The following is an 18,004-nucleotide window of genomic DNA, read 5'->3' as shown; positions in this document are numbered from 1 at the left end:
CGCAATGAACGCGCCGCTCTACAACACCGAAATTCTCCGGCTTGCCGCGACGATCCCGCATCACGAACGGCTGCCCGATGCGATGGGCAGCGCCGAGAAGCGCTCGCCGGTGTGCGGCAGCCGCGTCGCGGTCGACATCAATGTCGGTCCCGATGGGCGCGTGTCGGATCTCGGGATGCTGGTGCGCGCCTGCGCCCTCGGCCAGGCGTCGGCTTCGCTGCTCGGTGCCACGGTGCTCGGCAAGTCGACCGCCGAGATTGCCAGCGCCCGCGATGCGCTGACGGCGTGGCTGGCGGGCGTGGGGCCGCTGCCCGACTGGCCCGGGCTCGAGCTGTTCACTCCCGCCCTCCCGCACAGCGCGCGGCACGCCTCTATCCGGCTCGCCTTCGAAGCGGCCGCCGAAGCGAGCGAAGCTGCGGCCGCGAAGGCGCCGGCATGAGCGAATCGCTGCTGCTCGACGGGGTAATCCTCGGCGGCTTCGCGCTCGTTTTCGTTCTGATTTTTCGGCGCTTCGGGCTCGGCGCGACGCTCGGCTATCTCGTCGCCGGTGCGGTGGTCGGGCCGCAGGTGCTGCATCTCGTCGGCGATGCCGAATCGAAGATGGGGATCGCCGAGCTCGGCATCACCTTGCTGCTGTTCATCGTCGGGCTCGAGCTCAACCCGACGCGGCTGTGGGCGCTCAAGAAGGAAATCTTCGGGCTCGGGCTGCTGCAGGTCGTGTTCTGCGGGGTCGCGGTGACGGGGGTGGTGTGGCTCTCGACCCGGCTCGGCGGATCGGCGGCGCATTTCACCGGCGCCGCGGCGCTGGTGCTGGGCCTGCCGCTCGCTTTGTCGTCGACCGCGCAGGTGCTGCCGATGCTGCAGTCGGCGGGGCGCCTGCGCACGCCGTTCGGCGAGCGCGCCTTCTCGATCCTGCTGTTCCAGGATCTGTCGATCGTGCCCTTGATCACGCTGGTCACGATCCTGTCGCGCAACCCGGCCGATGCCGGTGGGCCGCCGGGCTGGCTGCTGTTTCTCTACACCGTCGGCGCGGTCGCCGGGCTGGTGCTGGCCGGGCGCTTCCTGCTGCGGCCGCTGTTCCGCATCATCGGCAATCTCGGCGAGCGCGAGATGTTCGTGTTCGCGGCGCTGTTCACGGTGATCGGCGCGGCGGCGATCATGGAATCGCTCGGCCTGTCGACCGCGCTCGGTGCGTTCGTCGCGGGCGTGATGCTCGCCGACAGCCCGTATCGGCATGAGCTCGAGGCCGATGTCGAGCCGTTCCGCTCGATCCTGCTTGGCCTGTTCTTTCTCGCGGTCGGCATGATGCTCGATCTGCATGCGATCGCCGAGCGGCCGTTCTTCGTCGTGGGCATGGCGCTGGCGCTGATCGCGACCAAGGCGCTGATCATCTTCGGCATCGGCATGGCGTTCAAGATGAAGTGGCGCGCCGCGCTCGCGCTCGGGCTGTTGCTCAGCCAGGGCGGCGAGTTCGGCTTCGTGCTGTTCGCGCAGGCGCAGCACGCCTTCCTGATCGCGCCCGAGGCGGCGAGCCTGTTCGGCGCGATCGTCACGCTGTCGATGGCGACGACGCCGTTCCTGATGATGATCACGCAGCGGATCCGCGAGGAGCCGATCATCGCCGGCGAGCGCGACGGGCCCAAGGCCGACGGCGCCAACGCGTTGATCGTCGGCTATGGGCGGTTCGGCCAGACGGTTGCGCAGATGCTGATCGCGCAGGGGGTGCCGGTGACGCTGATCGATACCGATATCGAGATGATCGACATCGCCTCCGAGTTCGGCGCGAAGGTCTATTATGGTGACGGCACGCGGCTCGACATGCTGCGCCAGGCGGGCGCGGGCGAGGCCGAGCTGATTCTGTTCTGCATGGACGGCGACCAGATCTCGGCCGATCTCGTCAAGGGCGTGAAGGGGGCGTTCCCGCATGCCTCGATCTACGTCCGCGCCTATGATCGCCGCGCGGTGATCAAGCTGAAGGGCGCGCCGCTCGACGGGGTGGTGCGCGAAGTGCTCGAATCGGCGGTGAAGATGGGGCGGATGGCGCTCAAGAGCATCGGCGTCGACGAAGCCGAGATCGACCGTACCGAGGATACCTATCGCCGCAAGGACAAGGAGCGGCTGCGCGCGCAGGTCGAGGCGGGCGACATCCGCGTCGCGCGCGACCGGATAATCACGCAGGACGAGCGCGAATCGGCTCTGCCCGAGGATGAGGCATCGGTGGAGGGACCGCGATGAACTGGATCGTCCTGGTGGCGGCGCTGTCGGGGGCGCTGGCGATCGGCGCGGGGGCGTTCGGCGCGCATGGTGCGGGCAAGGACGCAGCCGAGTGGCTCAAGACCGGCGCGCACTACCAGCTGATCCACGCGGTCGCGGCGCTCGTCGCGCTGCGGATGGAGGCGCGCGGGCCGGCGTGGCTGTTCCTCGCCGGCGGCGCGATCTTCGCGGGCTCGCTCTACCTGATGGCGCTCGGCGCGCCACGCTGGTTCGGTGCGATCACGCCGATCGGCGGCGCGCTGCTGATCGCCGGCTGGCTGTGGCTGGCGTGGACGGCGCGGGGCTAGCCGCGGCTGGCTTTGCCGCCTCCGAACGGATCAGGCTGCTGTCATCAAACTCTAGCCGCGCGTCACGTTCCGGTCCGGCGGCAGCGCTCCGAGCAATAGACGACCTGCTCCCAGTCGCGCGCCCATTTCTTGCGCCACGCGAACGGTCGCTTGCAGACCGGGCAGATCTTGTCGGGCAGGTTTGCCTTGCTGACGCCGTTGGGCACTCAGGCCGGCACGCGATCGAGGAACGCCCGCACGTCGGCCAGATCGACAGAGCCGTCGAGATAGGTCGCGCCGATCCCGCGCGCCAGCAGGAAGGGCAGGGTGCCAGCGTCCATCTTCTTGTCGTGCAGCATGTGCGCGACCAGCGTCTCGCCGTCGGCGTCGATCCCCGCTGCCGCAGGCCCGTCGGGCAGGCCGACGCTGCGCAAATGCGCTGCGACCCGTTCGGCATCTGCCGTGGGCGCGAGGCCGTGCGCCGCCGAATAGCCGAATGCCAGCGCCATGCCCGCCGCGACCGCTTCGCCGTGGAGCAGCCGATCCGAGAATCCCGCCTCGGCCTCGAGCGCGTGACCAAAGGTGTGGCCGAGGTTGAGCAGCGCGCGCGCGCCGGTCGTCTCGCGCTCGTCCTCGGCGACGATTCGCGCCTTGGCGGCGACCGAATGCGCGATGGCATAGGCGCGCGCGGCGGGATCGCCTGCGAGCAATGCCGACGCGTTCGCCTCGCACCAGTCGAAGAAAGCGGGATCGTCGATCAGGCCGTATTTGACGACTTCGGCGTAACCGGCACGCACCTGGCGCAGCGGCAGCGTGGCGAGCACGTTCGGGTCGATCAGTACCAGCGCAGGCTGATGGAACGCGCCGACGAGGTTCTTGCCGGCACGGGAGTTGATCGCGGTCTTGCCACCGACTGACGAATCGACCTGCGCGAGCAAGGTCGTCGGGATCTGCACGAAGCCGCAGCCACGCTTGAGGATGCTGCACGCGAAGCCGACGAGATCGCCGATCACCCCGCCGCCGAGCGCGATGACATGATCGCCGCGCTCGATGCCGAGCTCGAGCAGCCGGTCGGTGAGTTGTTCGAGCATCGCCCAGCTCTTGGTGCCCTCGCCCGGCGGCAGCACGATCGCCTCGCTCTCGACGCCGGCCGCTGAGAGCGCGGCCTGCAGCGTCGCGAGATGCGGCAGGACGTTCTCGTCGGTGACGATCGCCATCCGCCGTCCGCGCGACAGGGGCTTCAACCACTCGGCCGCGCGCGCGAGCACGCCCGCCTCGATCACCACATCGTAACTGCGCGCGCCGAGCGAAACCGGGATCGTCGTCATATCTTGCCGAGCGCTTTCAGGATGGTGTTGACGGTCGCGTCATGCGGCGCGCGGTGGCTGGAGACGCGCAGATGCGCGGTCGCGTAGAACGGGTTGCGGACGCGCGCCAGCTCTTCGAGCACGGCCAGCGGATCCTTTCCGCGCAGCAGCGGGCGGGTGTCGCGCCGCGAGACCCGCTCGACCAGCACCGACGGCTTGGCATCGAGCCAGATCGCATAGCCCGAGGCGAGGATCGCCGCGCGCGTCGCCGGATCGACGAAGGCGCCGCCGCCGGTGGCGATGACGCGCTTCTCGCCGTCCATCAGCCGCGCGATCACCCGCCGTTCGCCGTCGCGGAAGTGCGCTTCGCCGAATCGCTCGAAGATGTCGGCGACCGCCATCCCCGCGGCGATCTCGATCTCGGTATCGGCATCGACGAACGGCAACCCCAGGCGTAGCGCGAGGCGCCGCCCGACGGTCGATTTGCCGGCTCCCATCAATCCGACCAGCACGATCGGCTGGCCGCTCCACGGCGGTGTTTTGGGCGGAAGGGGGGCAGGGCTTTGCAACATCGAAGCGAGGGCTATACAGCGCACCTGCGTCTCGGGCAAAAGCTTGGTCGTTGCCCATTTTCAAGTTTGTTGCAGGTTTTTAGCCCATGTCCCGTTCGGTCCTCGCCCTTATCATCGTCGTGGTCGTGGTGATCGGCTTGCTGTTCGGCCTGTCGAGGCTCGCACACGAAAAGCCGCTGAAGCATGTCGAGAAGGTCGTCCCGCTTGCGAATCTCCAGAAGTAAGGCTGCACTCGCCGCATTGGCGGCGGGGCTTGCCGCGGGGCTGGCGATCCCGGCGATCGGGCAGAACAAACCCGAATCGATCCTGCCACCCGGCTTCGGCGATCCCGCGCCAGCGCCGACGCCGAACCAGCCGCGTCCGCGCGCGACCACGCCGAGCCAGCCCGACCAGGCCACGCCGCCGCCGGTCGCGAGGCCCGCGGCGCCTGTCGGCGTGCCGGGCATGCCGCTCGCGCCCGATGCGATCCCGACCCCCCTCGATACGCCGTCGCCAACCGCGACGCCGCCGTCGGCGACCGATTTCGCCGCCTTCGTCCGCGCCGATATGCCCGCTTATGCGCGCCGCTCGCTCGCGCGCGTCGGCGTTGCCGGGCCCGAGCAAGGCGCGATGGCGCCGACCGCTTATGGCCGCGCCGACGGACGTTTTCTCGAGACGCTGATGCGCCGGCTGCACGCGCCGGTCGCCTCGCGCTGGGTGTCGATCGCCCTGCGCCGGGCATTGCTCGCGCGGGTCGACACGCCGGTCGGCGTCAACGGATCCGATTTCGCCGCCGAGCGCGCCTGGCTGCTCGTCCGCATGGGCGAATCGGTCGCGGGCCGCGCGATGGCGCAGGCGGTCGATACCGAAGATTACACGCCGAAAATGTTCGAGGCGGCGATGCAGGCCGCGCTCGCCACCGGCGACCCCGCGGCCTTGTGCCCGGCGGTCGACGCCGGCGCAGCGCTCGGGCGCGAGCGCGGCTGGATCCTCGCGCGCGCGATGTGCGCCGGTCTGTCGGGCATGCCGGCCAAGGCGCAGCCGATGATCGCCGCGGCGCGCAAGTCGCGGCTCGCCGGCGGGGTCGACCTGCTGCTCGCGCAGAAGGTTGCAGGCGCGGGGCAAAGTGGCCGCCAGGCGGTGACGATCGAATGGGACGACGTGACGCAGCTGACCGCGTGGCGCTTCGGCCTGGCGATGGCGTCGGGGGTCGAGATCCCCGCGACGCTGCTGGCGACCGGGTCGGCGGCGGTCGATGGCTGGCGCGCCTTGTCGCCCGCGCTCGACCCGCATGTCCGCGCGGCGGCGGCAGAACTTGCGGCGGCGCGCGGCATCCTGTCGAGCGCAGCGCTGATCGATCTCTACAGCGCGATCGACGCGGGCGACGACCAGTCGATCGCCGAAGCCGGGATCGCGCGCGATCTGCGCGCGGCCTACGACGCCGCGAACGTCACCGCGCGCGCCGAAGCGCTCAAGCGGCTGTGGGAAGAACCCAAGGGCGCCGAAGGTCGCTATGCGCGGCTGGTGCTGACCGCAGGCGCGGCGGCGCGGATCCCGACGACTCTCGAGAAGCCCGATGTCGACCGGATCGTCGCGTCGATCCTGAGTGCCGGCCTCGACATGCGCGCGCTGCGCTGGCGCGAGCAGGCGACGCGCGGGACGGATGCCTGGGCACTGCTGGCGCTGGTCGATCCGGCCGCGCCGACGCTGAGTTTCGACGATGTCGGCGCCTATGCCGGCGCCAACGATGGCGACGGCCTCAAACGCCGCATGTTCTTCGCTGGGATGGCGGGCCTCGGCCGGATGTCGGCATCCGAGGTCGAGCGCGGTGCGCGCTCGCTCGGCGTGCGCGTCGGGCGCGAGGACAGCTGGACGCGCGCGCTCGGCAAGGCGGCGCTCGACCGCGAACCGGGCACGGTGGTGCTGCTTTCCGCAGTGGGCATGCAGACGCGGCAGTGGCGCGGGGTCTCGCCCGAGGCGCTGTACCACATCGTCCTCGCGCTGCGCGCCGCGGGCCTGCCGGGTGAGGCCAAGATGGTCGCCGTCGAGGCGATGAGCCGCCTGTGACGCCGGCGCCGGCGGTCAGCGACGATCGTGCGCTGATCGACCGCTTCCTCGAGATGATGGCGGCCGAATCGGGCGCTGCGCGCAACACCGTGGCGGCCTATCGCAGCGATCTGGCACTCGCTTCGGACTTTCTCGGCGGGCAATTGAGCGATGCGGGCGCCACCGATCTGGCCCGGCTGGGAGCCGAGTGGCTGTCGCTGTCCAAGGCGAGCGTCGCGCGCAAATCGGCAGCGCTGCGGCGCTTCTTCGCGTTCCTTGCCGACGAGGGCTTTCGCGGCGATGATCCGGGCGCGGCGCTGCCGCGGCCGGGGGCGTCGCGCGGGCTGCCCAAGGTGCTCGACCATGCCGACATCGATCGCCTGTTCGCTGCGATCGCAGCGCGGATCGCGCGTGACCCGCCCAACCGCAACGACCTGCGGCTCGCCGCGCTGGTCGAATTGCTCTACGGATCGGGGCTGCGCGCGACCGAACTCGTCTCGCTGCCGCGCCGCGCGGTGGCACCCGACCGGCCCTATCTCATCCTGCGCGGCAAGGGCGAAAAGGAGCGGCTGGTCCCGCTGTCCGACCGCGCGCGCGCCGCGGTCGCGGTGTGGCGTGGTCATGTCGACGAGGACAGCGCGTGGCTGTTCCCGTCGGGCAAGAGCCATCTCAGCCGGATCCGGCTGTATCAATTGCTCAAGGGACTGGCGGCCGAGGCGGGGATCCCGCCCGATCGCGTCAGCCCGCACGTGCTGCGCCATGCCTTTGCCACGCACCTGCTCGCCGGCGGCGCCGACCTGCGCGCGCTGCAATCGATGCTCGGCCATGCCGACATCGCCACCACCGAAATCTACACGCATGTCGATGCGAGCCGGCTGGTCGAGCTGGTCAACGCCCGCCATCCGCTGGCCGAAGCGACGGCGCGCGCCGACAAGTCGCGTTGACGGGAGGCGGCGCGGGGCTTAACCGCCGCGGGCTATGGCAAGCTTCCTCGATTTCGAAAAACCGATCGCCGAACTGCAGGGGCGGATCGACGAACTGCGCACCACCGCGGCCGGAGGCGCGGTCGACATCGACGCGGAGGTCGCCAAGCTTCAGGCGAAGTCCGACAAGCTGCTGCGCGACACCTATTCCAAGCTGACCCCGTGGCAGAAGACGCAAGTCGCGCGCCACGGCGAGCGGCCGCATTTCAAGGATTATGTCGCCGGCCTGTTCGACGATTTCATGCTGCTCGCCGGCGACCGCGCGTTCGGCGACGACCAGGCGATCATGGGCGGCTTCGCGATGTTCCGCGGGCGGCGGGTGCTGGTGCTCGGCCATGAGCGTGGCGACGATACGGCGAGCCGGCTCCGCCACAATTTCGGGATGGGCAAGCCGGAGGGCTATCGCAAGGCGATCCGCCTGATGCAGCTGGCCGATCGCTTCGGCCTGCCGGTGGTGACGCTGGTCGATACGTCGGGCGCGTTCCCGGGCATCCAGGCCGAAGAGCGCGGCCAGGCCGAGGCGATCGCGCGCTCGACCGAGATGTGCCTGGAGCTTGGCGTGCCGCTGATCTCGGTTGTCGTTGGCGAGGGTGGGTCGGGCGGCGCGATCGCGCTTGCGGCCGGCAACGTCGTGATGATGTTCGAACATGCCGTCTATGCGGTGATCTCGCCCGAAGGTTGCGCCTCGATCCTGTGGCGCACCTCGGACAAGGCCGCCGACGCGGCCGAAGCGATGAAGGTGACCGCGCAGGACCTCAAGGGGCTCGGCGTGATCGACACGATCGTGCCCGAGCCGCTGGGCGGGGCGCAGCGCGATCCGGCCAAGGCGATCGCCGCGCTGGGCGACGCGATCGAGGCGGCGCTGGCCAAGCTCGACGGCAAGACGCCGGCCGAGCTGCGCCAGGGCCGGCGCGAGAAATTCCTGGCGATGGGCCGCCTCTGACACTTGCTCCGGGCGTGGTGGAGGCGGTGGGCCGGCGGGTCCGCCGCCTCCGCCACGCGTGGCGCTGGTCTTAAGCGGCTCAGGATGCCTTCATGTTGGTCGAGACATTGCTGAAGGTCGTGGTAATCTGATTGCCCAGCCCCTGCATGGCGGCAATCGCGGCGACCGCGATCAAGGCGGCGATCAGCCCATATTCGATCGCGGTGGCTGCCTTGATATCTTTCAAGATCGAGCGTGGAATGTGCATCAAACATCTCCCGTTCACGCCATTATAGAGCGATGGCCCTGCGCGACTTCGGCTGACTAGCGAAAATCTAAGAATATCGCGTAAATACAATGCATTATGTCGTGATTAACATGACATACATCAATGCTCTGGATTGGTTGAGGCCAGATAAATTGTGGCTCGGCGCGGTCGGATTGGCCCCGCCTGCCGGTGGGGTCCGCCGCGCACACAAAAAAGGCGGCAGGACCAGGGTCCTGCCGCCGATTTTACGTCGGTAAGCGGTTGGGCTTACGCGGCCTTCATGTTCGTCGAGACGTTCGAGAAGGTGGTCTTGAGCTGGTTGCCCAGGCCCTGCATCGCGGCGATCGCTGCGACGGCGATCAGCGCTGCGATCAGGCCGTATTCGATGGCGGTCGCGCCCTTGGAATTCTTGATGAAATTGCGAACGGTCTTCATGGTCCGGTCTCCGTGGATGATTGCTTCAGTACCCGGTCGGGCCGGAACACCGGACCAACACGAACGGTGTAGGCAAGGAGGATTGATAAAGGTTTAAGCGCGGCGGGAATTTCGATCAGGGACGGCGTCATCACCCGCCGCGGGCGTTGGTCACCTTGGTGTTGATGTTGCCCCACATGCCGACGGTGGTGTCGGCGAGGTTGACGAGCGCGGTGACCATCGTGATCACGATCAACGCGGCGATCAGCCCGTATTCGATTGCGGTGCCGCCCGCGCGATCTCCCGCCAGTCTCTTGAGCAATCGCACGATCATGGTGGCACGGGTCCCGGTTTTTTGAGTAGGCACGGACAGCATAGCAGGGGAGCCTTAAGGAGTGGCTAAATCGGCCAATTCAGACGATCGCGGTTCAGGCGAGCGGCCGCTGATGCTCGTCGTCGCCGCGGCATTGGTCGACGGCGCCGGACGCGTGCTGGTGCAGCGCCGGCCGGCGGGCAAGGCGCTGGCCGGACTGTGGGAATTCCCCGGCGGCAAGGTCGAGTGCGACGAAACCCCCGAGGCCGCGCTGGTGCGCGAGCTCAGGGAAGAGCTCGGCATCACGGTAGCGGAAGCGGCGCTCGAAGCGCTGACGTTTGCGAGCGCGCCGCTCGCCGACCGGCATCTGCTGTTGCTGCTCTATCTCTGCCGTGGCTGGAACGGCACGCCGCGCGCGCTCGATGCGGACGCGATCGCGTGGCACGTTCCGGGAGAATTGCGCACCCTGGCGATGCCGCCGGCAGACCTGCCGTTCATCGCCGTGCTGGAAGCGGCGCTGGCCTGACCGGACGCCGTCGCCGAACGCTTGAAAGGATGGAGGCCCGACCGGGAATCGAACCCGGGTGCGAGGATTTGCAGTCCTCTACGTCACCACTCCGCCATCGGGCCCCAAAGCCGCGTCGGGGAGGCGCGCTGATGCAAGCGCACGCCGGCGCTGTCAACCGTGGACATGCAAAAATGCCGATATCGCTCGCTTGGCGAAGGCGCTGCGGCACGATAGAAGCAGGCGCAGCAAACGAGTGTATTGCGCAACTATAACAGTTGTGCAAAGCTGGTATCCGACAAGGGTGTGGGCACGATGACATTGATTACGCACGACTCTGATAGTGTGGCGCCGCGCCACGGGTCCGACATGGTGGCGATGCGCCACGCGATGGTGGCAAGCCAGCTGCGCACCAATGCGGTGAGCGACGCGCGCGTCGTTGCCGCGATGGACAGCGTCGCGCGCGAGGCGTTCCTTCCGGCGGAAGTCGCCGCATTGGCCTATCGCGACACCGCGGTGCCGCTCGGCCATGGGCGGGCGCAGAATGTGCCGATCGCGACCGGGCGCCTGCTGACGCAGGCCGAACTGCGCGCGAGCGACCGTGTGCTGCTGATCGGCGCGGCCGGGGGCTACACCGCTGCGGTGCTGGCACATCTCGTCGATTCGGTGGTGGCGCTCGAATGCGAGCCCGCGCTGGCGGCGCATGCCCGCACCGCGCTGGGCGATGCCGCGAACGTCACCGTGGTCGAGGGGCCGCTCGAGGCCGGGCATAGCGCTGGCGCGCCGTACGACGTGCTGGTGATCGACGGTTCGGTCGAGGCCGTTCCCGAGGCGTTGGTCGCGCAGGTCGCGATCGGCGGCCGCGTCGTCGCCGGGATCGTCGATCGCGGCGTGACGCGGCTGACGGCGGGGCGTCGTACCGCAGGCGGTTTCGCATTGCTCGATTTTGCCGACATCGATTGCGTCGCGCTGCCCGGCTTCGCGCGGCCGCGCACTTTCACGTTCTGACCAGAAAGAACCGCCGACCCATGCGATCGCTTCCTCTTCTGACCGGCACAGCGCTGCTCGCGCTGGTCGCATCTCCGCTGTCGGCGGAGACCCTGCGCGAGGCATTGGTCAAGGCGTACAACACCAACCCGACGCTCGCCGGGCAGCGCGCGAACCAGCGGGGGCTCGACGAGAACGTCCCGATCGCCCGGTCGCAGGGGTTGCCCGGGGTCCAGCTGCAAAGCTCCTACACCGAAAATGCGGTCAAGGCGGCGAACAGCTTTCTGGCGCCCGATCGGCAGGCCCTCGCAGGCGTCACGCTGTCGGTTCCTGTCTTCAGCGGAGGCGCTGTGCGCAACGGCGTGCGCGCAGCGGAGACCCGCGTCGAGAGCGGGCAGTTGAACCTGCGCGGGACCGAGGCGGCGTTGTTCACCAACGTCGTCGGCGCCTATATGGACGTGACCCGCGACGAGGCGATCGTCGGGCTTAATACGCAGAACGTGAAGGTGCTCGAGGTCAATCTGCAGGCGAGTCGCGATCGCTTCCAGGTCGGTGATCTGACGCGGACCGATGTCGCGCAGTCCGAGGCCCGCCTCGCGGTCGCGCGCAGCCAGCTGCAATCGGCGCAGGCGCAGCTGATCACCAGCCGCGAGAGCTACATCCGCTTCGTCGGCAGCGAGCCGGGCAGGCTCGACACGCCGCCTGACCTGCCCAATCTTCCGGCCGAGCCCGATGCGGCGGTCGATGTCGCGCTGAGGAACAATCCGACACTGCTCGCAGCCGCCAAGGCGCGCGATGCGGCCGGCTATGACATCGGCGTGGCGCGCGCGAACCGCCTGCCGACGGTCAGCGTCAATGTCGGTGGTAATTATTACAACTATCTCGGCTCGTTGGGGTCGGGAACCGCTGCATCAGTCGGGCAGGCTGGCAAATCCGCGACCGTCGGGGTCGGGCTGACGCTGCCGCTCTACCAGGGCGGACGCCCCGCGGCGCAGATCCGCCGGGCGCAGGACGCCCGGGCGCAGGCGATCGAGCAGGTCACCGAGACCGAGCGCGCGGTGATCGCACAGGCACGGTCGGCCTATGCGGTGTGGAAGTCGTCGCTCGAGACGATCGCGTCGAGCGAAGTCGCGGTCAACGCCAACAAGCTTTCGCTCGAAGGTGTGCGCGCCGAGAACAGCGTCGGCAACCGCACGATCCTCGACATCCTCAATGCCGAGCAGGAACTGCTCAATTCGCAGGTGACGCTGGTGACGGCGCGGCGCGATGCCTATGTCGCCGGCTTCGCATTGCTCGCCGCGATGGGCGAGGCGGAAGCGCGCAATCTCGGGCTCGACGGCGGTTCGCTCTACGATCCGGTCGCGCATTACAATGGCGTGCGCAAGCGGATCTGGGACTGGTCGTCCGATCCCGATCCGGCGGTTACGGGAACGCGCACCAATGCGACGCGGGCGCAGACGGCGCAAATGACCAAGCCGCTCGAACCTATTCTCGATACCGGAGTTGACAGGACGCCGCCGATCACCGCAGGTACTGCGACGAAGAACCGTTAACCAGCGGATCGACGGATGGATCAGGGGTCGATAATGGGTGATTTGAGCGCGGAGCCGTCGATGGAAGACATCCTTTCGTCGATCAAGCGCATCATCGCCGAGGAAAATGACGCGTCGCCGGCGCGCGCCAAGCGCCCCGCGCGACCGCTGCCGAGTCGGTCGGATGCTGAGCCGTTCGGGCATGACGAGATCCTCGAACTGAGCGAACCCGCGCCCGAGCCCGATTATGCGCGCGCGCCGGCGCCACGCTATACCCCGGCACCCGCCGCGCCGCCTGCCGCTGCGGCGCCGCCAACGCCCGCGTCGCCTGCGGCGGCACCCGCGCCGGTCGAAGCGGCGCCCGCCGAACCGCTGCTGTCGGCGCGGACGGCCGAGGCGTCGCGCAGCCCGCTCGACGCGTTGTCGCGGCTGGTGGTCAAACCCGAGGTGACCGGGTCGGATACGCTCGAGGGCGTGGTGCGCGAGATGCTGCGGCCGATGCTGCGCGACTGGCTCGACACTCATCTGCCCGCGATGGTCGAGGCGATGGTCGCACGCGAGATCGACCGGATTACCGGCAAGTAAGACCCGATTGCGGGAGCTGGCGGGTTCTGCTGTAACCTGCGGCCATGAAGATGCTTCTTGCCGCGACCGCCCTGAGCGCCGCTTTCGTCGCTGTTCCCGCAGCTGCCCGCCAACTCACCATCGACGACGTCGTCGCGCTGTCGCGCGTTTCGGCGCCTGCGGTGTCGCCCGACGGGCATTGGCTGGTGTGGCAGCAGCGTGAGACCGACCTTTCGATCGACGGTGGACGATTCGACCTGTGGCGGCTCGATCTCACCCGCAAGGGCGCCGCGCCTGAGCGGCTTGCCGCTGAGGCCGAGGTCAACGAGACCGCGCCGCAATTCTCGCACGACGGCAAGACGGTCTATTTCCAGTCGGACAAGGGCGGCGACGATGCGGTCTGGTCGATCGGCATCGCGGGCGGTGCTGAGACGCGGCTGACGCAGTTCAAGGGCGGGATGGGCGGCTTCAAGGTCTCGCCGCAGGACGACAAATTGCTCGTCTGGGCGGATCGCCGTCCGGGTGCGCCGAGCCTCGAGCCGGCGATGGTCAAGAAGGACGCCAATGCCGGCAACGGGCGCGTGTACGACCAGATGTTCGTGCGGCACTGGGCGAGCTGGTCCGATGGGACGCGCTCGCAACTGTTCGTGCTGCCGCTGACGGCGACCGGCGCGAGCGGCAACGGCGTCCCGATCGAGGGCGCGCTCGTCGGGGATGCACCTTCCAAGCCGTTCGGGGGTGGCGAGGAAGTGTCGTGGAGCGCCGACGGCAAGACCGTCTTCTTCGCGCTGCGCGAGGCCGGGCGGATCGAGCCGCTGTCGACCAATCTCGATATCTTCGCGGCGCCTGCGGATGGCTCCGCCGCGCCGACCAATCTCACCGCGGCGAACAAGGGGACCGATACCTTCCCGACCGTCTCGCCTGACGGAAAGTCGCTCGCCTGGGTTGCGATGAAGCGCGCGGGCTACGAAGCCGATCGGCAAGTGCTGATGCTGCGCGATCTTTCAACGGGCAGCGTGCGTGCGCTGACCGAGGCGTGGGATCGCTCGATCGGGTCGATCGCGTGGGCGCCCGACAGCAAGACGATCCTCGTCACTGCTGAGGATACGCAGGAGAATCCAATCTGGTCGGTCTCGCCGGTGAGCGGCAAGGTCACGCGGTTGACGCAGGCGGGCAACGTCACGGCCGTGCTGCCGACCGCGAGCGGCGTGGTGTTCGCGATGAATTCGCTGACCGCGCCCGACGATTTCTACCGGCTCAGCGGCAAGACGGCGACGCGGCTGACCGCGGTCAACGCGACCAAGCTCGCCGGCATCGACATGCCGAGCGTGACCAAGTTCAACTTCACCGGCGCGAACAACGATACCGTCTGGGGCTATGCGGTGAAGCCCGCTGGCAGCACCGGCAAGGTCCCGGTCGCCTTCATGGTGCATGGCGGGCCGCAGGGGTCGAGCAACAACAGCTGGTCGTATCGCTGGAATCCGGCGGTGTTCGCGGGCGCTGGCTACGGCCTCGTCGCGGTCGATTTCCATGGGTCGACGGGCTATGGCCAAGCCTTCACCGATGCGATCCGCAACAATTGGGGCGGATGGCCGCTCGAGGATCTGAAGGCGGGGCTCACGGCTGCGACGACCAAGTTCAGCTGGCTCGACGGCGACAATGCCTGCGCGCTCGGGGCGTCGTACGGCGGCTATATGATGAACTGGATCGAGGGCAATTGGCCCGATCGCTTCAAGTGCATCGTGCAGCATGACGGCGTGTTCGACGCGCGCGCGATGGCGTACGAGACCGAGGAACTGTGGTTCGACGAGTGGGAACATGGCGGCAAGGCCTATTTCGAAGACCCCGCCGCGTTCGAGAAATGGAACCCGGTCAACCATGTGACCGCGTGGAAGACGCCGCAGCTCGTCATCACCTCGGAGGGCGATTACCGCATTCCGTACACGCAGGGGATCGCTGCGTTCACCGCGCTTCAGCGGCGCGATATTCCGTCGCGGCTGGTGGTGTATCCGGGCGGGAGCCACTGGGTGCAGAAGCCCAATGAGAGCCGCCAATGGTATCGCGAAGTGCTCGGCTGGATGGGGAAATATACCGGCGGCGCGGTTGCACCGCTTCCGGTCGGCGCTTCGGGCCGGAAGGGCGGCTGACCGCCGCGCCGGCCCGGTGCATTACCCGAACAGCGGCGCGACGAGGATCGGCCACAGCATCATCAGCAGTCCGACCACGCTCACGAGAAAGATGAGCGTGCGGACATAGGGCGTGCCGGCGGCGTAGATCGGCAGATAGAGGATCCGCGCGCAGAGCCACAGCAGCGCGCCGATTTCGGTTGTGCGCGTCTGCACCCCCGTGATGCCGAGCAGTGCGATCGCCGCCACGACGAGCGGGAAGGTCTCGAAGAAATTGCGCTGCGCCCGATCGAGCCGGGCGATCAGCGGGGGTGGGGGCGGCATCGCCTCGTCGCGCGCTCCCGCGTTCCACGCGGTGCCGTACAGCTGCGTCTTGAGGATGACGGCGGCGAAGATGTGGACCAACGCAAGGATACAGCCCCAGGCGAGCACGGTGAGTTCAATGCGCATGGCGGTTCCTCGGGTCTGTGATGCTGCCCAATCCCGCGCGGCACTGGTTTGTTTCATCTGCGGTTCAGCTTGGCGGAATAAACTGCGCCGCAATCTTCAACCAACCGAGGAAACCATCCGATGACTCCGTTTTCGAAGATCCTTCTCGCCGGGCTGGGCACGTGCGCGCTCGCCGGGAGCGCGGTTGCCGCCGAGCGCGCGATGCACGTGATGAACGTCAATCTTCCCGATGGCAGCGTGGCGCAGGTCCGCTATGCCGGAGATACGCCGCCGAAGATCGCGCTGGTGCCGGTCGAGCGCGAAATCTCGGTCGCGCTTGTCGATTCCCCGATGATCGGATTCGACCAGATCTTTGCCGACATGGATCGCCAGGCCGCTGCGATGATGCAGCAGGCTGCCGCGCTGCAGGCGTCGGCGCCGGTGAACGGCAAGATCGACCAGGCGGCGCTCAAATCTATGCCGGCGGGCAGCAGCTATTCGTTTACCTCGTACAGCTCGAGCAATGGCGGCTGCACGCAAAGCTATCAGATGACGGCGTACGGCAATGCCGAGCCCAAGGTCGTCTCGCAGAGCAGCGGCGATTGCAGCAAGGCAGGGCAGCTTCAGGCGGCACCCAAGCCGGCCAAGGCGGTCGAAGCGCCGAAGACCGTGCCGCACGACGCGGTCTGACCGGGCTGCGCTAACCTTACCCTCCGTTCGCCCTGAGCTTGTCGAAGGGCACCTCTCACGGGGAACGCCGTACGTGGGGAGTGCAGGACTTCGACAGGCTCAGCCCGAACGGGGTGGGGGCATCGCGGGCATCTTGAAGGGCGGTCCGCACGGGCTGCCCTTTTCTTTTGCGGCATCGCGGCTAAAGCCTGCAGGCTATGACCGAGCTCTCCAAAACCTTCGACCCCGCCGAACTCGAGCAGCGCTGGTACGCGCATTGGGAAACCAACGGCCTGTTCCGCCCCGACCGCCCCGGCGCCGAGCCGTGGACGATCGTCAACCCGCCGCCCAACGTGACGGGCTCGCTCCATATCGGCCATGCGCTCGACAACACGCTGCAGGACATTCTGGCGCGGCATGCGCGCCTGCAGGGCAAGGACGCGCTGTGGGTGGTCGGCACCGACCATGCCGGCATCGCGACGCAGATGGTGGTCGAGCGCCAGATGGCCGCCTCCCAGCAGAAGCGCACCGACTTCACCCGCGAAGAGTTCGTCGCGAAGGTGTGGGCGTGGAAGGAAGAGAGCGGCGGCGAGATCACGCAGCAGCTCCGCCGGCTCGGCTGCTCGATGGACTGGGCGAACGAGCGCTTCACGATGGACGAGGGCTTTTCCAAGGCCGTGCTGAAGGTGTTCGTCGACCTGCACAAGGAAGGCCTGCTCTACCGCGACAAGCGCTTGGTGAACTGGGATCCGGGCCTCGGCACCGCGATCAGCGATCTCGAGGTCGAGACGCGCGAGATCAAGGGCAGTTTCTGGCACCTGCGCTATCCGCTGGCGGATGGATCGGGCTTCATCGAGGTCGCGACGACGCGGCCCGAGACGATGCTCGCCGATATGGCGGTCGCGGTGAACGCGGCGGACGAGCGCTACACGCATCTGGTGGGCAAGCAGATCAAGTTGCCGATCACCGGGCGGCTGATCCCGATCGTGACCGACGACCATGCCGATCCCGAGCTGGGGTCGGGCGCGGTGAAGATCACGCCAGGGCACGACTTCAACGATTTCGAGGTCGGCAAGCGCGCCGGGATCGCGGCGAACGCGATGCTCAACATGCTCGATGCCAAGGCGCAGGTCGTCCAGGTGTCCGACGGGCTGATCCCGGCCGAGCTGCTCGGGCTGACCACCGCGGAGGCGCGCAAGGCGGTCGTCGCGCGGTTGAAGGCCGACGGCTTCCTCATCGCGCATACCGACAAGGACGGCGTCGAGCATGACGCCGAGCCGCGCACGATCCAGACGCCCTATGGCGATCGCTCGGGCGTAGTGATCGAGCCGTGGCTGACCGACCAATGGTATGTCGATGCGGCGACCTTGGCGAAGCCGGCGATCGAGGCGGTGCGCTCGGGCGCGATCCAGATCGTGCCCAAGACGTGGGAGAAGACCTTCTTCAACTGGATGGAGAATATCCAGCCGTGGTGCGTCTCGCGGCAATTGTGGTGGGGTCATCGGATTCCGGCTTGGTTCGCCGAGGATGGCTCGATCTACGTCGCGCTGACCGAGGCCGAAGCGCAGGCGCAGGCCGGCGAGGGCGTTGCGCTGCGCCAAGACAGCGACGTGCTCGACACGTGGTTCTCCTCCGCGCTGTGGCCGTTCGCGACGATGGGGTGGCCCGAATCTTCTTCTCCCTCTCCCCTCCGGGGAGAGGGTCGGGGAGAGGGGGACGCTGCAGCCAGCGTTCCGCTCGATGTTCCAGGACAGGGGCCGCCCCCCCCCCCCCCCCCCCCCCGGGCGGGGGGGGCGGGGGGGGGGGGGGGGGCGGCACCCGCGGGGGCGCGACGGGTGCGCCGGCCGA

At 68.2% G+C, this 18,004-nt stretch carries 21 protein-coding genes and 1 tRNA gene; 14 read left to right on the top strand and 8 right to left on the bottom strand.

The features are described 5' to 3' along the window. The first annotated feature begins 4 nt into the window (after window positions 1-4). The 3 genes from U1872_RS05335 to U1872_RS05325 are packed head-to-tail and all read left to right on the top strand — an operon-like array spanning window position 5 to window position 2,561. Window positions 5-439, top strand: a complete 435-nt coding sequence (locus U1872_RS05335) for an iron-sulfur cluster assembly scaffold protein (RefSeq protein ID WP_332791859.1) — start codon at window positions 5-7, stop codon at window positions 437-439. Then, window positions 436-2,235, top strand: a complete 1,800-nt coding sequence (locus tag U1872_RS05330; protein WP_332791858.1) for a cation:proton antiporter domain-containing protein — start codon at window positions 436-438, stop codon at window positions 2,233-2,235. The genes U1872_RS05335 and U1872_RS05330 overlap by 4 nt, the downstream gene beginning before the upstream one ends. Then, a complete protein-coding gene (locus tag U1872_RS05325) occupies window positions 2,232-2,561 on the top strand; it encodes a DUF423 domain-containing protein (RefSeq protein WP_332791857.1) in 330 nt (109 codons plus the stop codon). Before U1872_RS05330 ends, U1872_RS05325 begins: the two co-directional genes overlap by 4 nt. Window positions 2,562-2,623: 62 nt before the next feature. Here U1872_RS05325 and U1872_RS05320 read toward each other — a convergent pair whose 3' ends face one another. The 3 genes from U1872_RS05320 to U1872_RS05310 are packed head-to-tail and all read right to left on the bottom strand — an operon-like array spanning window position 2,624 to window position 4,419. Continuing rightward, window positions 2,624-2,767: a DUF2256 domain-containing protein gene (locus tag U1872_RS05320; RefSeq protein WP_332791856.1), complete on the bottom strand. Its 144-nt coding sequence runs from the start codon at window positions 2,765-2,767 to the stop codon at window positions 2,624-2,626. Beyond that, window positions 2,768-3,868: a 3-dehydroquinate synthase gene (gene aroB / locus U1872_RS05315; RefSeq protein WP_332791855.1), complete on the bottom strand. Its 1,101-nt coding sequence runs from the start codon at window positions 3,866-3,868 to the stop codon at window positions 2,768-2,770. Beyond that, window positions 3,865-4,419, bottom strand: a complete 555-nt coding sequence (locus U1872_RS05310) for a shikimate kinase (protein ID WP_332791854.1) — start codon at window positions 4,417-4,419, stop codon at window positions 3,865-3,867. Before U1872_RS05310 ends, aroB begins: the two co-directional genes overlap by 4 nt. An 86-nt stretch (window positions 4,420-4,505) precedes the next feature. Between U1872_RS05310 and U1872_RS05305 the strand changes: the two genes are divergently transcribed. From U1872_RS05305 to U1872_RS05290, 4 genes are read left to right on the top strand one after another with little or no spacing between them, the layout of a single operon-like run. Continuing rightward, window positions 4,506-4,643 carry a hypothetical protein gene (locus U1872_RS05305; RefSeq protein WP_332791853.1) on the top strand — a complete coding sequence of 46 codons (138 nt, stop codon included), beginning with the start codon at window positions 4,506-4,508 and terminating at the stop codon, window positions 4,641-4,643. Further along, entirely contained in the window at window positions 4,624-6,465 is a 1,842-nt protein-coding gene (locus U1872_RS05300; protein WP_332791852.1) for a hypothetical protein, read from the top strand. Before U1872_RS05305 ends, U1872_RS05300 begins: the two co-directional genes overlap by 20 nt. Before the next feature lie 53 nt (window positions 6,466-6,518). Beyond that, the gene (locus U1872_RS05295; protein WP_332792762.1) at window positions 6,519-7,388 is read left to right on the top strand and encodes a tyrosine-type recombinase/integrase; all 870 of its coding nucleotides are present in this window, start codon (window positions 6,519-6,521) and stop codon (window positions 7,386-7,388) included. A 34-nt stretch (window positions 7,389-7,422) separates the two neighbouring features. Then, window positions 7,423-8,370 (top strand): acetyl-CoA carboxylase carboxyltransferase subunit alpha, encoded by a 948-nt coding sequence (locus U1872_RS05290; protein ID WP_332791851.1) that lies wholly within the window; start codon window positions 7,423-7,425, stop codon window positions 8,368-8,370. Between the two features lie 79 nt (window positions 8,371-8,449). Here the strand turns inward: U1872_RS05290 and U1872_RS05285 are convergent, their stop codons facing one another. From U1872_RS05285 to U1872_RS05275, 3 genes are all read right to left on the bottom strand, one after another. After that, window positions 8,450-8,617: a Flp family type IVb pilin gene (locus U1872_RS05285; protein ID WP_332791850.1), complete on the bottom strand. Its 168-nt coding sequence runs from the start codon at window positions 8,615-8,617 to the stop codon at window positions 8,450-8,452. 267 nt (window positions 8,618-8,884) lie between these two features. Continuing rightward, on the bottom strand, window positions 8,885-9,052 hold the full coding sequence (locus tag U1872_RS05280) for a Flp family type IVb pilin (protein ID WP_332791849.1): 168 nt from the start codon (window positions 9,050-9,052) through the stop codon (window positions 8,885-8,887). A gap of 130 nt (window positions 9,053-9,182) precedes the next feature. Further along, the gene (locus tag U1872_RS05275; protein WP_332791848.1) at window positions 9,183-9,365 is read right to left on the bottom strand and encodes a Flp family type IVb pilin; all 183 of its coding nucleotides are present in this window, start codon (window positions 9,363-9,365) and stop codon (window positions 9,183-9,185) included. A gap of 112 nt (window positions 9,366-9,477) precedes the next feature. Between U1872_RS05275 and U1872_RS05270 the strand changes: the two genes are divergently transcribed. Beyond that, a complete protein-coding gene (locus tag U1872_RS05270) occupies window positions 9,478-9,870 on the top strand; it encodes a (deoxy)nucleoside triphosphate pyrophosphohydrolase (protein ID WP_332792761.1) in 393 nt (130 codons plus the stop codon). A 30-nt stretch (window positions 9,871-9,900) separates the two neighbouring features. Here the strand turns inward: U1872_RS05270 and U1872_RS05265 are convergent. Continuing rightward, a tRNA-Cys gene (locus U1872_RS05265) sits at window positions 9,901-9,974 on the bottom strand. A 190-nt stretch (window positions 9,975-10,164) separates the two neighbouring features. Between U1872_RS05265 and U1872_RS05260 the strand changes: the two genes are divergently transcribed. The 4 genes from U1872_RS05260 to U1872_RS05245 are packed head-to-tail and all read left to right on the top strand — an operon-like array spanning window position 10,165 to window position 15,079. Then, window positions 10,165-10,857, top strand: coding sequence for a protein-L-isoaspartate O-methyltransferase family protein (locus tag U1872_RS05260; protein ID WP_332791847.1), 693 nt, complete (start codon window positions 10,165-10,167; stop codon window positions 10,855-10,857). Between the two features lie 20 nt (window positions 10,858-10,877). Then, window positions 10,878-12,389 carry a TolC family outer membrane protein gene (locus tag U1872_RS05255; RefSeq protein ID WP_332791846.1) on the top strand — a complete coding sequence of 504 codons (1,512 nt, stop codon included), beginning with the start codon at window positions 10,878-10,880 and terminating at the stop codon, window positions 12,387-12,389. 33 nt (window positions 12,390-12,422) lie between these two features. Continuing rightward, entirely contained in the window at window positions 12,423-12,953 is a 531-nt protein-coding gene (locus U1872_RS05250) for a DUF2497 domain-containing protein (protein WP_332791845.1), read from the top strand. Between the two features lie 44 nt (window positions 12,954-12,997). Next, a complete protein-coding gene (locus U1872_RS05245; RefSeq protein ID WP_332791844.1) occupies window positions 12,998-15,079 on the top strand; it encodes a prolyl oligopeptidase family serine peptidase in 2,082 nt (693 codons plus the stop codon). 21 nt (window positions 15,080-15,100) lie between these two features. On the opposite strand, the gene U1872_RS05240 is transcribed toward U1872_RS05245, so the two are convergent. After that, the gene (locus U1872_RS05240; RefSeq protein WP_332791843.1) at window positions 15,101-15,508 is read right to left on the bottom strand and encodes an MAPEG family protein; all 408 of its coding nucleotides are present in this window, start codon (window positions 15,506-15,508) and stop codon (window positions 15,101-15,103) included. Window positions 15,509-15,628: 120 nt separating this feature from the next. Between U1872_RS05240 and U1872_RS05235 the strand changes: the two genes are divergently transcribed. Together U1872_RS05235 and U1872_RS05230 are read left to right on the top strand one after the other, a co-directional pair. Further along, a complete protein-coding gene (locus tag U1872_RS05235; protein WP_332791842.1) occupies window positions 15,629-16,177 on the top strand; it encodes a hypothetical protein in 549 nt (182 codons plus the stop codon). A gap of 197 nt (window positions 16,178-16,374) precedes the next feature. Further along, a partial coding sequence (locus U1872_RS05230; protein ID WP_332791841.1) for a valine--tRNA ligase occupies window positions 16,375-18,004 on the top strand: 1,630 nt, incomplete at its 3' end.

Origin of the sequence: Parasphingomonas frigoris, assembly GCF_036663815.1 — a bacterium.
Taxonomy (GTDB): Bacteria; Pseudomonadota; Alphaproteobacteria; order Sphingomonadales; family Sphingomonadaceae; genus Sphingomonas.
Note: the sequence above shows the minus strand (reverse complement) of the source record. Positions and strands in the feature narration are given on the sequence as shown.

Excerpts from the sequence above, each read along its gene's own strand:
- U1872_RS05335 (WP_332791859.1), top strand. The coding sequence starts at position 5 with ATGAACGCGCCGCTCTACAACACCGAAATTCTCCGGCTTGCCGCGACG.
- U1872_RS05330 (WP_332791858.1), top strand. The coding sequence starts at position 436 with ATGAGCGAATCGCTGCTGCTCGACGGGGTAATCCTCGGCGGCTTCGCG.
- U1872_RS05325 (WP_332791857.1), top strand. The coding sequence starts at position 2,232 with ATGAACTGGATCGTCCTGGTGGCGGCGCTGTCGGGGGCGCTGGCGATC.
- aroB (WP_332791855.1), bottom strand. The coding sequence starts at position 3,868 with ATGACGACGATCCCGGTTTCGCTCGGCGCGCGCAGTTACGATGTGGTG.
- U1872_RS05310 (WP_332791854.1), bottom strand. The coding sequence starts at position 4,419 with ATGTTGCAAAGCCCTGCCCCCCTTCCGCCCAAAACACCGCCGTGGAGC.
- U1872_RS05305 (WP_332791853.1), top strand. The coding sequence starts at position 4,506 with ATGTCCCGTTCGGTCCTCGCCCTTATCATCGTCGTGGTCGTGGTGATC.
- U1872_RS05295 (WP_332792762.1), top strand. The coding sequence starts at position 6,519 with ATGATGGCGGCCGAATCGGGCGCTGCGCGCAACACCGTGGCGGCCTAT.
- U1872_RS05290 (WP_332791851.1), top strand. The coding sequence starts at position 7,423 with ATGGCAAGCTTCCTCGATTTCGAAAAACCGATCGCCGAACTGCAGGGG.
- U1872_RS05285 (WP_332791850.1), bottom strand. The coding sequence starts at position 8,617 with ATGCACATTCCACGCTCGATCTTGAAAGATATCAAGGCAGCCACCGCG.
- U1872_RS05280 (WP_332791849.1), bottom strand. The coding sequence starts at position 9,052 with ATGAAGACCGTTCGCAATTTCATCAAGAATTCCAAGGGCGCGACCGCC.
- U1872_RS05275 (WP_332791848.1), bottom strand. The coding sequence starts at position 9,365 with ATGATCGTGCGATTGCTCAAGAGACTGGCGGGAGATCGCGCGGGCGGC.
- U1872_RS05270 (WP_332792761.1), top strand. The coding sequence starts at position 9,478 with ATGCTCGTCGTCGCCGCGGCATTGGTCGACGGCGCCGGACGCGTGCTG.
- U1872_RS05260 (WP_332791847.1), top strand. The coding sequence starts at position 10,165 with ATGACATTGATTACGCACGACTCTGATAGTGTGGCGCCGCGCCACGGG.
- U1872_RS05255 (WP_332791846.1), top strand. The coding sequence starts at position 10,878 with ATGCGATCGCTTCCTCTTCTGACCGGCACAGCGCTGCTCGCGCTGGTC.
- U1872_RS05250 (WP_332791845.1), top strand. The coding sequence starts at position 12,423 with ATGGGTGATTTGAGCGCGGAGCCGTCGATGGAAGACATCCTTTCGTCG.
- U1872_RS05245 (WP_332791844.1), top strand. The coding sequence starts at position 12,998 with ATGAAGATGCTTCTTGCCGCGACCGCCCTGAGCGCCGCTTTCGTCGCT.
- U1872_RS05240 (WP_332791843.1), bottom strand. The coding sequence starts at position 15,508 with ATGCGCATTGAACTCACCGTGCTCGCCTGGGGCTGTATCCTTGCGTTG.
- U1872_RS05235 (WP_332791842.1), top strand. The coding sequence starts at position 15,629 with ATGACTCCGTTTTCGAAGATCCTTCTCGCCGGGCTGGGCACGTGCGCG.